The sequence below is a fragment of the Ruegeria sp. CDSC051 genome (assembly GCF_059610665.1).
The window spans coordinates 133,558-146,972 of the sequence record NZ_JBXWOC010000008.1 but is presented as its reverse complement, the minus strand read 5'-3'; the positions used below and the strand labels follow the sequence as shown (position 1 = coordinate 146,972).

The following is a 13,415-nucleotide window of genomic DNA, read 5'->3' as shown; positions in this document are numbered from 1 at the left end:
TATGTCTGGGCATACCGAACGCGATTATGAAGATGCGATTGAAACGGGGCTTGTCGGGGCTGGCGGGTATGAGAAACGGGACAAGTCGACTTATGACGAAACCCGCGCCCTGTTTCCCGATGACCTGATCGGATTTCTAAAAGACAGCCAGCCCAGCCGTTGGGAAGCTCTGCAATCGCTGCTTGGGGACAAAGTCGAAGCGACGGTGCTGGATGCGCTGGGCAAGGAACTGGACCTTAAAGGCACGCTGCACGTTCTGCGCCACGGCTTCAAATGCTACGGCAAGACCTTCCGGCTCGCCTATTTTCGCCCGAACTCCAGCATGAATCCCGAGGCCGCCGCGCTCTATGCCAAGAACCGGCTGACGATCATTCGGCAGGTTGAATACACCTCTGTAGTTAAGAAAGCTGACGGCACCAATTGGCGACGCAAGCCGGATGTGGTGCTTGCCGTTAACGGCCTGCCAGTGGTTACGGCAGAGCTTAAAAACCAGCTCACCGGTCAACGTGCGGCAGATGCGATCAAGCAGTACCAGGAAGACCGGGATGAGCGCGATCTTCTGTTTGCGTTCAAGAAGCGCGCTTTGGTGCATTTCGCCGTAGACCCGGATGAGGTGTGGATGACCACCCGGTTGAAGGGGAAAGAGACGTTCTTTTTACCGTTCAACCGTGGGAACGAGAACGGGTCGGGTAACCCACCGGTCGAAGGAGACTGGAAAACCCATTACCTTTGGGACGAAGTCTTACAGGCTGATAGTCTCCTCGATATTCTGCAACGCTTCATGCATCTGGAAGTGAAGGAAAAGCAGGTCAAAACTGACAAAGGTGTTCGGACGATCCGCAAGGAAACGATGATTTTCCCCCGCTACCATCAGTTGGATGCCGTTCGGAAACTTGTCGGGCATGCGCATGAAAACGGTTCTGGGCGGAACTATCTTATCCAGCACTCGGCTGGATCTGGTAAATCAAACTCTATCGCGTGGCTGGCGCACCGTCTGGCGAATCTGCACGACGCAAATGATGAGAAGGTGTTTCATTCGGTTGTAGTCGTCACCGACCGGCGTGTTCTTGACCAGCAGTTGCAGAACACGATTTACCAGTTCGAGCATAAAACTGGTGTTGTCGAGAAAATCGACGAGAACACACAGCAACTTGCCCGTGCATTATCGCATGGTACGCCTATCGTTATTACCACGATTCAGAAATTCCCCTTCATTTCTCAGGCCCTCTCTACACTTGAGGGCAAAGGGGCGGGCGTGAAAATTGACACAGCCGGTAAGCGCTTTGCCGTGATTGTCGATGAAGCACACTCCTCCCAGAGCGGGGAAACGGCGACCGAGCTCAAAGGTATGCTGAATAAGGACGGGATCGAGTCCGCCATTGCTGCCCAGTTATCCGCGGAAGAGGATGACGAGCTTTCAGATGACGCTAAGGCCGTCATACTGAGGGACTCCTTGAAACGAGCGCGCCAGCCAAACCTCAGCTTCTTTGCATTCACTGCGACACCAAAGTTCAAAACAAAGACATTGTTTGACGAGCCGGGTCCGTCGGGAACTGCACCGTTCCACGAGTACACTATGAGGCAAGCCATCGAAGAGGGTTTCATCATGGACGTGCTTCAGAACTACACGACCTATAAGCGTTTCTTCGGCTTGATAAAGCAAATCGAAGATGACCCGGAAGTTCCCCGCAAGAAAGCTGCAAAGGAGTTAACAAGGTATCTGGAGCTGCATCCGGTAAACATAGAACAAGTCGTTTCCGTGATTGTTGAGCACTTTCGGTTGTACGTCATGCACGAACTGGGTGGACGCGCCAAAGCCATGGTCGTCACCGGATCAAGGCTTGCCGCTGTAAAGTACAAGCTCGCTTTCGATCAGTACATCAAAGCACATGGATACAGCGGCATCCGCTCGCTGGTTGCATTCTCTGGTACGGTAGAAGATCCAGAAGACCCCGGATCGTCATACACCGAAGTATCCATGAACGACGGGCTATCTGAAAGCGAACTGCCCGAGGCATTTGAACGAGATGATTATCGGGTTTTGCTGGTCGCTGAGAAATATCAGACCGGGTTTGATCAACCGCTGTTGCAAACGATGTACGTCGTAAAACGGCTTGCGGGTGTTCAAGCAGTGCAGACCCTTTCGCGGCTCAATAGGATTGCACCGGGAAAATCTCGAACCTTCGTGCTCGATTTCGCTAACGAAGAAGATGATATCTACAAGGCATTCAAGCCGTATTATGAAAAAACACCGATTGGTGAAAATGCCGACCCTCATCGGCTGAATGAGCTGCAACACAAGCTGCTGGAACCAGCTATTTTTGCCCCTGATGATGTGAATGAGTTTGCTGAGATCTGGTACAGAAGCAAGAGAGAGCACAGCGGGCGAGAACACCGTTTGATGAATGCCGTTTTGGATCGCGTTGTCGAGCGATTCATTGAAGCTGAAGAGGGTGAAAAAGACGAATTTCGAGGCCTCTTGACCGCGTACCGCAATTTGTATGCGTTCCTTTCTCAGATTATTCCATATCAAGATAGCGAGCTTGAAAAGCTATATGCGTTTGTACGCAACCTTTTGGCAAAGCTTCCACCTGCGGGCGATGGCCAAGCCTTCGTACTTGATGACGAGGTGGCGCTGAGGTTTTTTCGCATTCAGCAAATGACGGAAGGCTCAATTGATCTGTCTGATGGAGATGCCGATCCCCTCAAGGGACCAACAGATGTCGGAACCGGGCGTGCCACAGATGAAGGCGTCACCCTGTCGTCACTTGTGGAAAAGCTTAACGAGCGGTTTGGAACTGATTTCACCGGTGCAGATCAACTTTTCTTTGATCAGATTCGTGCGAGTGCTGAAGAAGACGACAAAATCGTGGAGGCGGCTCGGGCGAACAACCTAGACAACTTCACATCATTTTTGGAACGCATGTTGGATGAGTTGTTCATAGACCGCATGGAGGGCAACGAAGACATCTTTTCTCGTGTGATGACCGACAAGGAATTCCGCTCTGCGGCGCATGAGCATCTTGCAAGGGAGATATTCCGACGTGTCAGAGAGACGGAAAGTGTAGGTGAATGAGATGAGTGATATCAAGTTGTTTCGAACCCAAGGGGCAGGTGTTGAAGAACTGTCAGGGTCTGCCGTTGCTTTAGAGAAGTCTCTCCAAACACTGATCGAACAGAACATGGAAGCCTTTCTAGGCGTGCGTTTCCTGGCCTCTGAATTTGTGACCACCAACGGTGGACGAATGGACTCGTTGGGCCTTGATGAAAACGGCTCGCCCGTGATCGTTGAGTATAAACGGTCAAGCAATGAGAATATTATCAATCAAGGACTGTTCTACCTCGATTGGCTCATGGACCATCGAAGAGATTTCGAGTGGATGGTTCTGGAGCGATTTGGGAAGGAAGAAGCGAAATCGGTTGATTGGAGCACGCCCCGACTAGTTTGCATCGCTGGAGATTTTACCAAATTTGACGAACATGCGGTCAATCAAATGAACCGCAACATTGAGTTGGTGAGATATCGGCGCTTTGGCGAGGAGTTCATGATTTTTGAGCTGCTTACATCAACAGTTGGCCGCTCCGCTTCCAATGGTTCATCTCAAGGTGTTGTCAAGGACTTGCAGCAATCGCCAAAAGTACGTCCTCGGCACAAGACTGTTACCGAGTTGTTGGCTGATGCCGATCGTGAGCTGGTCGATCTGTACGAAGCGGCGAAGGCCTATATGCTCGCCTTAGGTGATGAAGTGCAAATTAAGACCCTTGATAACTATGTGGCTTTCAGGCGCCTGAAGAATTTCGCTTGTGTTGAGGTCAAGCCTCAGATTCGTCATGTAAAAATTTTCGTAAAAGTTGATCCTGACAAAGTCGCCCTCGAAGACGGTTTTACTCGTGATGTTAGAAACATCGGCCATTTTGGTACTGGTGACTTAGAAATAATCATCACCTCAATGGATGAACTTGAAAAGGCGAAGCCGCTCATAGATCAAAGCTACAATGGCGCTTGAATACTACCAAAAGTTTGATTTGAGATTCCAACTTGGCTGGACTAGCGTGCGCCGATTGGCGGAATTGTTTGTGTCCAACACGAGCCGCTGTTTTGTCAATTCGGCACTGAGACAAGCCATTGGGATTTTAAGAGAGCTTTCTCGGGCGAATTTGGGTGTCGAAGAAAATGAGTAGCATTGCAGATTTCTATGATTTGGAGGCAGCTAAGATCTCCGCGGATGGGAAGAAAGTCGCCTTGTTCACAAAGCACCCTGGTACACTGGGCGCTTTTCGTGAAGCACGCCTTAGGCAATATCTATCGGAGCATATTGGAGGAGATCTCACCGTTTCTAGTGGCTTTGTTGCTCAACACGACCCAGAAAGTGATGAAATCTACGCCAACTCCTCTCGTCAAATCGATGGGCTTATCTACGACGCAGCCGCAAGCCCGCTGTTAAAGTCCTCGGACTTCGTTGTAGTCGAACCGTCGTCCATAGCAGCGGTTATTGAAGTAAAAAGCAATCTTACACTGAGCAAGCGTCGCAAAATACGCGGAGAAACCAAGACCTCATTCACCGACGAAAAAGGCAAGTTTGTCTGGGATGGCACTTTGGTGGACGCGCTGTCGAATGTGGTGCGATCTATTGAGGTTATGCAGGCTTCAGGTGTGTCGCGTGACAGCTACTTCGCAGGTGTCATCGGCTACGAGGCTTCATCGCTTGGACAGTTTAGAGAGGCCATGGTTAGCGGTCAGTTGCCGGAACAATTGGGGATAAAGGAGCTCGACGACCTACCAACAAACGTTTGCGTATTTGGTGGTAAGTGGTTCGGGTTCTCAGCCTACAAATGGGCAGAAGAATTTGAAGACTCCAGGGAAGGCTCAGACGCCGGTTGGTCATTTTTTCTCGAAAGCGATGCAAGCGCTCTAGGCATGTCTTTGCAGTTCTTTACGGCCGAATTGGACTTCACGACATTGGTCGCCCGGAAGGGCCTACCGCACAGTGTAGGTGGACTTCGCTCGGCCCGAGGTTTTCGTGGCTCTATTTCCAATCACAAGATTCCAATACGTTCTGATCGGCAACACGGTGTTTGACAACCTATGTGAAATGGATCGGTCCTAGAGTAGGTTTGTCTATGTAGTCTTAAGGATTTGATAAAAATAAATAAATTTCTGCCGCAAATTCACTTTTTGGTTTTGGAAGTGAGCCTCGTGAGTATTCTTGTTTAAATATTGACGAGTGTTTCAACGAAGGAATCCAAATTGTTGCAGCACGATTTTACACTAGGACATTTTGGACACTGGAAAGCCCGGCACGCGCTGTATCTCAAAGCCAATCTACTGCCAGCGAGCCTAACACTACAGTGGGTTAATTCCAACTTTCGAACCTCGCTTGCGAATGCCCTCAGACTGCTGGTGGAAAGGGATAATATAGCGCGCCCCAAAAGTTCGTGGGGATCGCAAAATACCAACCGGTTGTCTTAAGTCTCGTTGTGTTTGTGAACGATCAACAAGAATGTGAATCAACTCCCATCTATGCCAACTTCTCGATGCCGAATAACAATTGGTTCACCATCAGCATCCTGATCCAAGGAAAAGTCGGCAAACAACGCGGGAGAATCAGCCGAAAGAGCTTCAAGTAAGAGTGCTGATACTCGCCGCATCTCATAGTCACCCACAATACCGCCTCGCAAGGTTAGAAAGTGGCGCCAGGCTCGGGCATTGGCGGAAACAACGATTGTCGTCTCCGTTGCATTCGGCAAAATGCTTCTCGCGGTGGACCGAAGCCAGCGGCGCTCTTCTCGAGAGATTTCGTTGCCATCTTTATCGACAGAGGCTTCCGCAGCGGCCAATATCTCACGATAAGTCTCTCTCGTCTGCTCCATCATTCGTTCCCAGGCTGCTTGCGAGCCTTGCATGCGGTCCAGACCGACAGGGAAAACAAAGCCCGCTTCGCTCTCGTCGTGATACTGTTGCGATAGCTGGCTATAGGCAAATCCAGGACGATGCCGCACCAGCTGATGTGTAAAAGCACGGCTGACACGGTCGATTAAGAATGTCCAGGAGGCATGCTCTAGCACGCTCTCATGACCTTGTTCGATTAAGTTGGCAAGGTAAGTAGAATTAGGAAATCGCACGCGGTCCGTGTTTTCCGAGAATGAAAGATAGCATGCTCGCCCCGCAGTTTCGACCAAGCATTCGGCCTCAGTTGCCTCTTGGTCTCGGCGCCAACCGAGCTCTCGGTCAGCCAGGAACTGTCGCAAACCCTCCTCGGAGAATGTTGGCTTCGCGAGGCAGTAAAGACGCGGACCGCTCATTGGCCTGCCACAGGTGTCGTTACTTTGGAACCCAGTTCATCGATTGCCTTTTCGAGCGTTTGTAGGCGCTCGTCGAGGCTTTCGAGCAGCTCTTCGCCCTCCAATCTTTCCACTCTCTCGGTCAGCGACGTTACCGTTTTCGCTGCCACAGTCGCACGTTGAAGATCATCAAGGCGATCCGACAATGCATCAAAGCTGTCCGGCAACACGCGGTTCTCTTCCAAAGTTTCGACACGCTCATCTACGGCGTCAAGCGTTTCCTTGTCCACGAAACCGCTTGCGGCCACGAAATAGCTGACTGCGCCCGTAATTGCAGCTGCACCCAATGCGGTCAAAGCAGGCCAAGCTAGCGCATGAAGGTTGTACTTCCTCTCGGCGCTCTGGTATTGCGTTTTTGCTGCTTCAACTTGTTCGCCGAGCTCTTTGGCCCGTGCTGCAACCGCGGCCTCCGCCGAATTGTTCGCACTTTGTTGCGCGCGTAGTTCGAAATCTGCGAAATCGGGTGATAGCCGGTTTAGCACTTCAGCCATACGATTGGGTTTGGAGTCTCCCATTTTGGCCAACGCAGAATAGTCAGGAACAACGGGAGCGTCGAAACCGAAGACCAGCAGAGTCGCCAGGTTGGCGCCGAACTTCAAATCGTATGGGACACGACCCATGTTTATGATCGTGAAAGTTAAATGCCCTTGAAATCCAGGATCAACGTGGCCTGGATTGGTCATCAGGATCGAGTTCTGCGCCATCGAAGCGGGAGGAAAACCGAACGCGCCGATCTTGCCAGACAGGGAAAGCCGTTCCCTCGTCTCTACAACTACGGTACCTCCAACAGCGATTTCGTGACCGGTTTTAAACGGAGGCTTTTCGGGCAGTTTTGATGATTCCCATTGCGTTTCGGGCGGTTGAAAGATTCTACCGATTGAAAGATCCAGCGACGCCGGCTGAACGTCCGAGTCTCGGTTAAGCTCATCGACGCTCACTTTTGGAACGGAAACGTATTGCCCGTTCTCTAAACGCTCAATCTTCAGTTCTCCTGAATTTATTGCTGCAGTCAGGTCAGCATTCGAAAAGATCGTCGCGGACATCGCCTAGTTTCCAGTGGTTTCTCAGACATCAAGGATTCCGTGAACACTCCTTGACCCGATACAAGGATGCAAGCGCATTTTCTCGTATGAGCAACTAGAGCACCGAAGAAGTATCTAGTGTGGAACTGTATGGATGAGATCAATCAGTATACCGTTTCTCCAAGGTAATTCTGATAGCAAAGCACATGGATCGTTCGTCAAGCCATGGCATCTGACAAAACTATCTAGATTAACAAAGGGCCGCAAATTCTGCTTGCGGTATCAAGGCAAAACGCTGGCGGAACACAACACATAGTGGACCTTATGAGGGCGCGGCATGAAGCTGCAAAACTAAAATGTCACCTATGAGCAATTCAGGAATGTCACTCTGCCCTCAAAATTCAATGAGGGTGAGCGGATAGCATTCTATAGCGACTAACACACGGTTTTCCGCATTCCAAAACCCAATGAACATATGACTGGGATGACGTAATTTGGGCGCGCCCTCGCTGAACTGAGCATGGCCGAAGGAAATGCTTGGCGGTCACATTGGTCTGAACAGTGATGCATCACCGCCTACCGATTTTGTCCCCGCGTGCCTTTTGCTTAGTAACCAGCCGCAGAGGTAGAACATTCACATGAGGAGTTTGATAGCCCCTCTTCACTGAAAACTGAAAAGGAACGTAAAATGGCAAAAGGTCAAGGTAACGCTGGTGGCTGGCCGTCAACAACTGGGAAACCTTCTGGTGGCGGTCGCTCAGACAACGGTTCTGGCGGCAGCAAAGGCAAGTGAGCCAACTGTGACTAAGGCGTAACGATTTGTTGGTTTTCCGGAGGGGTGGAACAAGTTGGTATCACCCCTCTTTCAAAATCGCGGAAGTCATGGACTAAGTCTTCATACTTGAAATCAGCCTGATCTGCGACGTTCTCCCAATATTTCCAATCCTTCCTCATCCTGATCGACAAGCAACAAAAAACTGCAATCAAAAACAGACTGGATCGAATATACCTGTTTGCAGCAGTCATGTGGTCCTCATCGAGTGATGCAAACCTTGGGTTTTCGCTGTGATCAACCAAGCTAATGTACTGGGTAAAGGTATCTATAAAGGGTGTTGTGTCTCGCTCGGTAAACGTCTTAATGCGATCTATAGGCGTTGCCGCCCACATCGCTGATTTATCGGGCCACTGACTATTGGGTAGAAGATAGTATTCAACGAAGACGGTTTTAGCCTGTGACGGTTTCTCCTGAATAGCCACATTGCTGCACATTCTATTGTTCTGGGTTACCCGTTGCAGGATGTACCCAAGCGTTAGGAACTCCAGGGGATGAAGTGTCGGAAATGGATTGAGTTTCCATGTTTCAAAAGCCGCAGGAGAACTAAAAGCCTGGAATGTGCGAGAGTTCAATATACTAATAGGCCCCCCAATACTCAGATCCCAATTCGTTTCTTGGTCATAATAGAGTTTTTTTCGCAGAACCCATGAGTTGTATTCCAGTTTCCTGAATTCTGTCAGCGTCTTGAGATTTTGCCTGGTCTTTGGGAGTCCTCCCGCGATTTCTCCGGCGCTTAGCTGTTTTGAAATGATCGCGAAATCCCGCCAATCGAATGATGATTTGATGCGATCCTGAAATTCCACCAGTGGCGCTGATCGATCTCCAAATCGTTTTATAAATTTCCCTATCTGCTTCTCTGAATCGGTGGCTGTAAGTTGGCCTTCCCGAAACTTCCTCCGAAGATTTTTCTGAGATCGGACAATGAAGCGTTTGTCGGCCTCATTGCCGCCCTCTCCTTCGATACGCTTAAGAGGCGAGAACCACTTCGTAGTGTCCATTTTCAGTATTTCTGCAAAGGCGTCTAGAGTGGGGACGAACATTTAGGTGCACTGTGTTTCCTGAAATCGGTGAAAAACAGCATTGTCAGAGGCAACTTACGATGTCACCCCATCTAAGTTCCAAAAAGTATGAAACGGATAGCTATTGCTAGTGTCCAATCAGGGTAGAGCCAAACGCGAAGCCTCTGCCCCTGCTCAAATACATCCATTTGTCGATAGTTTTGGGAATCGCGATCGATTTCGCACTGAACCTTAGAGCCAATCGCCCCCCCCCGATAACGGGCTTTCATGTACGCCGCAGCAAATTGCAGCTTTGTCCCGCTGAATAGACCTTCAGACTACCCCTCAAGAACGGCTGCTCAATTCAATTGTTTGAACCTGTAGGGATCCCGATTGATGGTCGAATTCCTGTTGTATTTCTCCAACTCTGCCGGAACGGGGTTGCCTGAGAGCACGCTTTTCCGGAAGCCGTTGATGGGGTGGGGTCAATTAGGTCATGTTGACAAATGGCGAAGCCAAAGTCGAATGGACGTTATATCGATGAATCCCAGGAAGCTCTCTGCGGTCTTGTCGTAGCGGGTTGCAACACGCCGAGCGTTCTTGAGCTTGTTGAAGCAGCGCTCGACCCGATTTCGCAGACGATAAAGTGAGCGGTCGACACCAACGCGCATCTTTCTGGTTTTCCGCATGGGTATCTGGGTCATCACATCTCGATCATTCATCTTTTTACGTATTTTGTCAGCATCATAGCCGCGATCTGCTAATAACACGCGCGGCTGAGGAAGATTGTCTGCCATGACCAAATCGAAACCACGATAGTCAGATGTCTGGCCCGGTGTGATCTCGGTCCTCATAGGCAAGCCGTGTGCGTTTACGAGAAGGTGGATCTTGGTCGTGAAGCCACCTCTCGAACGGCCAAAACCCTGTCGCGGAGTCCCCCTTTTGCACCCGCTGCCTGATGATGGGCGCGGATTACGGTGCTATCGATCATTTGCAGGGCGTCTGGCACTGCTCCACTTCGGTTCAAGGCGTCCATAATCTCTTCCCATAACCCCGCCAGTGTCCAGCGCCGGAACTGTCGGTAGACGCTGAACCACTTGCCGAACTCTTCCGGCAGGTCGCGCCACGGAGCCCCTGTCCTGGCAATCCAGAAAATCCCATCAAGAACAAGGCGGTGGTTGATAGGCTTGCGTCCATTCGGGGCGCGGACAGCCAGGATGAACCGCTCAAAGAACGTCCATTCCTCGTCCGACATCAAGTCTCGTGCCAAGCTGGTCTCCATCGTAGATACCAGCTTGAATCATGCCCGCCGACAGATGTGAATCCCTTTTGTCTACACGGCCTAGTAGGGTCCTACTAATTGGGTTAGTAGGGCGTGTTCCTCAAAAGTTCTGAAATGCTGTGCGATGGCGTCCAAAGGCGAAGCCGGAATTAGTCAAGCAATTATATGGTCTTATGAGGTTGCCTGCGGCGCTGTCTGGCTCCGTGCAAAAACTCGACGCCAAAATTCGTAAGGACAAGGTCGGGGGTTCGAGTCCCTCTTGAGGCACCATTTACATTCAGAGGCTAACAGAAGTCGCAAACCCTTGAACGTAAAGTGATTTCTGCAGTTCGAAGGGTTTTGTCCCGCCAACTTGCCGTTTGGATTCTCACACCCGTAATTGGACGAAGGTGACATCGAAGCAGCCATCGCCGATAAGCTACAATCGCCACGGATCTCCTCGGCAGATCATCGCACATGCGGTGTGGTTATACGTTCGCATCAATCTGATCCTGCGTAACGCCTTGGTGCTATGTAAAAAGTGGTGAGCCGTGCAGGATTCGAACCTGCGACCCACTGATTAAAAGTCAGTTGCTCTACCAACTGAGCTAACGGCCCACTCTTTTGTTTGGATCCTTTGGATCCGTGGCGCTCTGTAAGGCATTTTCCCGACTGGGTTCAAGGCCTTATTTCACACCTCGTTACGCCTGTAGTTTCTTTCGAAACGGCGTCCCGATAGGCGGCCTACTTAGGCAGGTGGCGCAAGGGGGTCAACCCCTTTTTTCACGAATCTGCGCCACAGGGTGGATTCCCATCCGCAGCAACGTTATATGCCCGCCATGCAAGGAATTCAGAACACCGGATTGCCCTTTATGAAGATGCATGGGCTGGGCAATGACTTTGTCATTGTGGATGCGCGCGCGCATGAGGTCGGGGTGACACCAGCCTTGGCTCAAGCCATTGGGCATCGGCAATTTGGGGTCGGCTTTGACCAGCTCGCCGTCATCGAAAAAGGCGCCTCAGATGCGCATCTGGTGTTCTATAACGCCGATGGCTCGACCTCGGCCGCCTGTGGCAATGCCACCCGCTGTATCGCGCGGTTTCTGATGGAGGAAACCGGCAAACAAACCCTTACCCTGACCACCGAGCGGGGAACGCTATACGCAAGCGATGCGGGGGACGGGCTGACCTCGGTAAACATGGGGCCGCCGCAGCTGAACTGGCAGGATATCCCGCTGGCCGAAGACGTGGACACGCTGGAGCTGCCGATTGAGGGCGCCCCAACCGCCACTGGCATGGGCAATCCGCATTGCACCTTCTTTGTCGACAATGCCGAGGCGATTCCGCTGGCAGAGTTCGGTTCGCGCTATGAATACCACCCGCTCTACCCGCAGCGGACCAACGTGCAGGTCGCGCAGATCATCGGGCCAGATCACATCCGCATGCGGGTGTGGGAACGCGGCGTGGGCATCACCCTGGCCTCTGGCTCTTCGTCCTGCGCAACGGCCGTGGCCGCAGCCCGGCGTGGCCTGACCGGACGCAAGGTTCAGATCGAGCTGGACGGCGGCACGATTTGGATTGATTGGCGCGACGATGGCGTCTGGATGACCGGCCCTACCGCCCATGTCTTCTCAGGCCTGCTGACGCCGGAATTCCTGAGGTCGCTGGGATGAACCCGCCCAAATTCGCCACGCTGGGCTGCCGCCTGAACGCCTATGAGACCGAGGCGATGAAAGAGCTGTCGCAACAGGCCGGTCTGACCGATGCGGTGGTGGTGAACACCTGCGCCGTGACCGCCGAAGCCGTGCGCAAGGCCCGGCAGGAAATCCGCAAACTGCGCCGCGAAAACCCGAATGCCCGGCTGATTGTGACCGGCTGCGCTGCGCAGACAGAACCGCAGACCTTTTCCCTGATGGAAGAGGTCGACGCGGTGATCGGCAACACGGAAAAGATGCAGCCCGAAACCTGGAAAGGCATGGCGGCGGATTTCATTGGTGAAACCGAGGCCGTCCAGGTTGATGACATCATGTCGGTTACCGAAACCGCTGGCCACCTGATCGACGGGTTTGGCACTCGTTCCCGCGCCTATGTACAGGTTCAGAATGGCTGTGACCACCGCTGTACCTTCTGCATCATCCCATATGGCCGCGGTAATTCGCGCAGCGTCCCCGCGGGCGTTGTTGTGGACCAGATCAAGCGTCTGGTCGATAAGGGTTATAATGAGGTCGTTCTGACCGGCGTCGACCTGACCTCATGGGGGGCTGACCTGCCTGCCCAGCCAAAGCTGGGTGATCTGGTTATGCGCATCCTCAAACTAGTGCCTGATTTGCCGCGCCTGCGGATCAGCTCGATCGATTCGATCGAGGTCGATGAAAACCTGATGCAGGCCATTGCCACAGAACCCCGCCTGATGCCTCACTTGCATCTGTCGCTGCAGCATGGCGACGATCTGATCCTGAAGCGGATGAAACGCCGCCATTTGCGTGACGATGCGATCCGCTTTACCCAAGAGGCCCGCAAGCTGCGCCCCGAGATGACCTTTGGCGCTGACATCATCGCCGGTTTCCCGACCGAGACCGAGGCCCATTTCGAAAACTCGCTAAGGCTGGTTGCCGATTGCGATCTGACATGGCTGCATGTCTTCCCCTACTCCAAACGCGAAGGTACACCCGCCGCCCGCATTCCGCAGCAGGTCAACGGCAATGTCATCAAAACCCGCGCCGCCCGTCTGCGCGCCGCTGGCGAGGTGCAGATTGCCAAACACCTGACCGCCCAGGTTGGCAAGGTACATCACATCCTGATGGAAAACCCGCATATGGGCCGGACCGCGCAGTTTACCGAAGTTACGTTCCAAACCCCTCAATCCGAAGGGCAGATCGTGACCGCGACGATCACCGGCTGCTCGGATACGCAGCTCAGCGCCTGATCCGCCCCTTCCACCTGCATGCAACAAAAAA

General features: G+C 52.2%; 8 protein-coding genes, 1 tRNA gene and 1 pseudogene. 5 read left to right on the top strand and 5 right to left on the bottom strand.

Annotation, left to right across the window (positions count from 1 at the left end; translation table 11 throughout):
• The first annotated feature begins 1 nt into the window (after position 1).
• The 3 genes from AC2FH0_RS17330 (at position 2) to AC2FH0_RS17320 (ending at position 5,080) form a co-directional block, all read left to right on the top strand.
• Complete coding sequence (locus AC2FH0_RS17330) at positions 2–3,076, top strand: type I restriction endonuclease subunit R (RefSeq protein WP_496789947.1); 3,075 nt, start codon at positions 2–4, stop codon at positions 3,074–3,076.
• 1 nt (position 3,077) lies between these two features.
• Positions 3,078–4,007 carry a DUF5655 domain-containing protein gene (locus AC2FH0_RS17325; protein WP_496789946.1) on the top strand — a complete coding sequence of 310 codons (930 nt, stop codon included), beginning with the start codon at positions 3,078–3,080 and terminating at the stop codon, positions 4,005–4,007.
• 167 nt (positions 4,008–4,174) lie between these two features.
• A complete protein-coding gene (locus AC2FH0_RS17320) occupies positions 4,175–5,080 on the top strand; it encodes a DUF6602 domain-containing protein (RefSeq protein WP_496789945.1) in 906 nt (301 codons plus the stop codon).
• A gap of 428 nt (positions 5,081–5,508) precedes the next feature.
• On the opposite strand, the gene thyX is transcribed toward AC2FH0_RS17320, so the two are convergent.
• The 5 genes and pseudogenes from thyX to AC2FH0_RS17295 all read right to left on the bottom strand — a co-directional run bounded on the left by thyX (position 5,509) and on the right by AC2FH0_RS17295 (position 11,076).
• Entirely contained in the window at positions 5,509–6,303 is a 795-nt protein-coding gene (gene thyX, locus AC2FH0_RS17315; protein WP_496789943.1) for an FAD-dependent thymidylate synthase, read from the bottom strand.
• Positions 6,300–7,385, bottom strand: coding sequence for a dCTP deaminase domain-containing protein (locus AC2FH0_RS17310; RefSeq protein ID WP_496789941.1), 1,086 nt, complete (start codon positions 7,383–7,385; stop codon positions 6,300–6,302). Before AC2FH0_RS17310 ends, thyX begins: the two co-directional genes overlap by 4 nt.
• A gap of 783 nt (positions 7,386–8,168) precedes the next feature.
• Positions 8,169–9,239 carry a hypothetical protein gene (locus AC2FH0_RS17305; RefSeq protein WP_496789938.1) on the bottom strand — a complete coding sequence of 357 codons (1,071 nt, stop codon included), beginning with the start codon at positions 9,237–9,239 and terminating at the stop codon, positions 8,169–8,171.
• A gap of 452 nt (positions 9,240–9,691) precedes the next feature.
• Positions 9,692–10,452: pseudogene (locus tag AC2FH0_RS17300) on the bottom strand (IS5 family transposase).
• A gap of 548 nt (positions 10,453–11,000) precedes the next feature.
• Positions 11,001–11,076, bottom strand: a tRNA-Lys gene (locus AC2FH0_RS17295).
• A 212-nt stretch (positions 11,077–11,288) separates the two neighbouring features.
• Between AC2FH0_RS17295 and dapF the strand changes: the two genes are divergently transcribed.
• Complete coding sequence (gene dapF, locus AC2FH0_RS17290; RefSeq protein WP_496789937.1) at positions 11,289–12,131, top strand: diaminopimelate epimerase; 843 nt, start codon at positions 11,289–11,291, stop codon at positions 12,129–12,131.
• On the top strand, positions 12,128–13,384 hold the full coding sequence (gene mtaB, locus AC2FH0_RS17285; protein WP_496789935.1) for a tRNA (N(6)-L-threonylcarbamoyladenosine(37)-C(2))-methylthiotransferase MtaB: 1,257 nt from the start codon (positions 12,128–12,130) through the stop codon (positions 13,382–13,384). The genes dapF and mtaB overlap by 4 nt, the downstream gene beginning before the upstream one ends.
• Positions 13,385–13,415 lie beyond the last annotated feature (31 nt).

Excerpts from the sequence above, each read along its gene's own strand:
- AC2FH0_RS17330 (WP_496789947.1), top strand. The coding sequence starts at position 2 with ATGTCTGGGCATACCGAACGCGATTATGAAGATGCGATTGAAACGGGG.
- AC2FH0_RS17325 (WP_496789946.1), top strand. The coding sequence starts at position 3,078 with ATGAGTGATATCAAGTTGTTTCGAACCCAAGGGGCAGGTGTTGAAGAA.
- AC2FH0_RS17320 (WP_496789945.1), top strand. The coding sequence starts at position 4,175 with ATGAGTAGCATTGCAGATTTCTATGATTTGGAGGCAGCTAAGATCTCC.
- thyX (WP_496789943.1), bottom strand. The coding sequence starts at position 6,303 with ATGAGCGGTCCGCGTCTTTACTGCCTCGCGAAGCCAACATTCTCCGAG.
- AC2FH0_RS17310 (WP_496789941.1), bottom strand. The coding sequence starts at position 7,385 with ATGTCCGCGACGATCTTTTCGAATGCTGACCTGACTGCAGCAATAAAT.
- AC2FH0_RS17305 (WP_496789938.1), bottom strand. The coding sequence starts at position 9,239 with ATGTTCGTCCCCACTCTAGACGCCTTTGCAGAAATACTGAAAATGGAC.
- dapF (WP_496789937.1), top strand. The coding sequence starts at position 11,289 with ATGCCCGCCATGCAAGGAATTCAGAACACCGGATTGCCCTTTATGAAG.
- mtaB (WP_496789935.1), top strand. The coding sequence starts at position 12,128 with ATGAACCCGCCCAAATTCGCCACGCTGGGCTGCCGCCTGAACGCCTAT.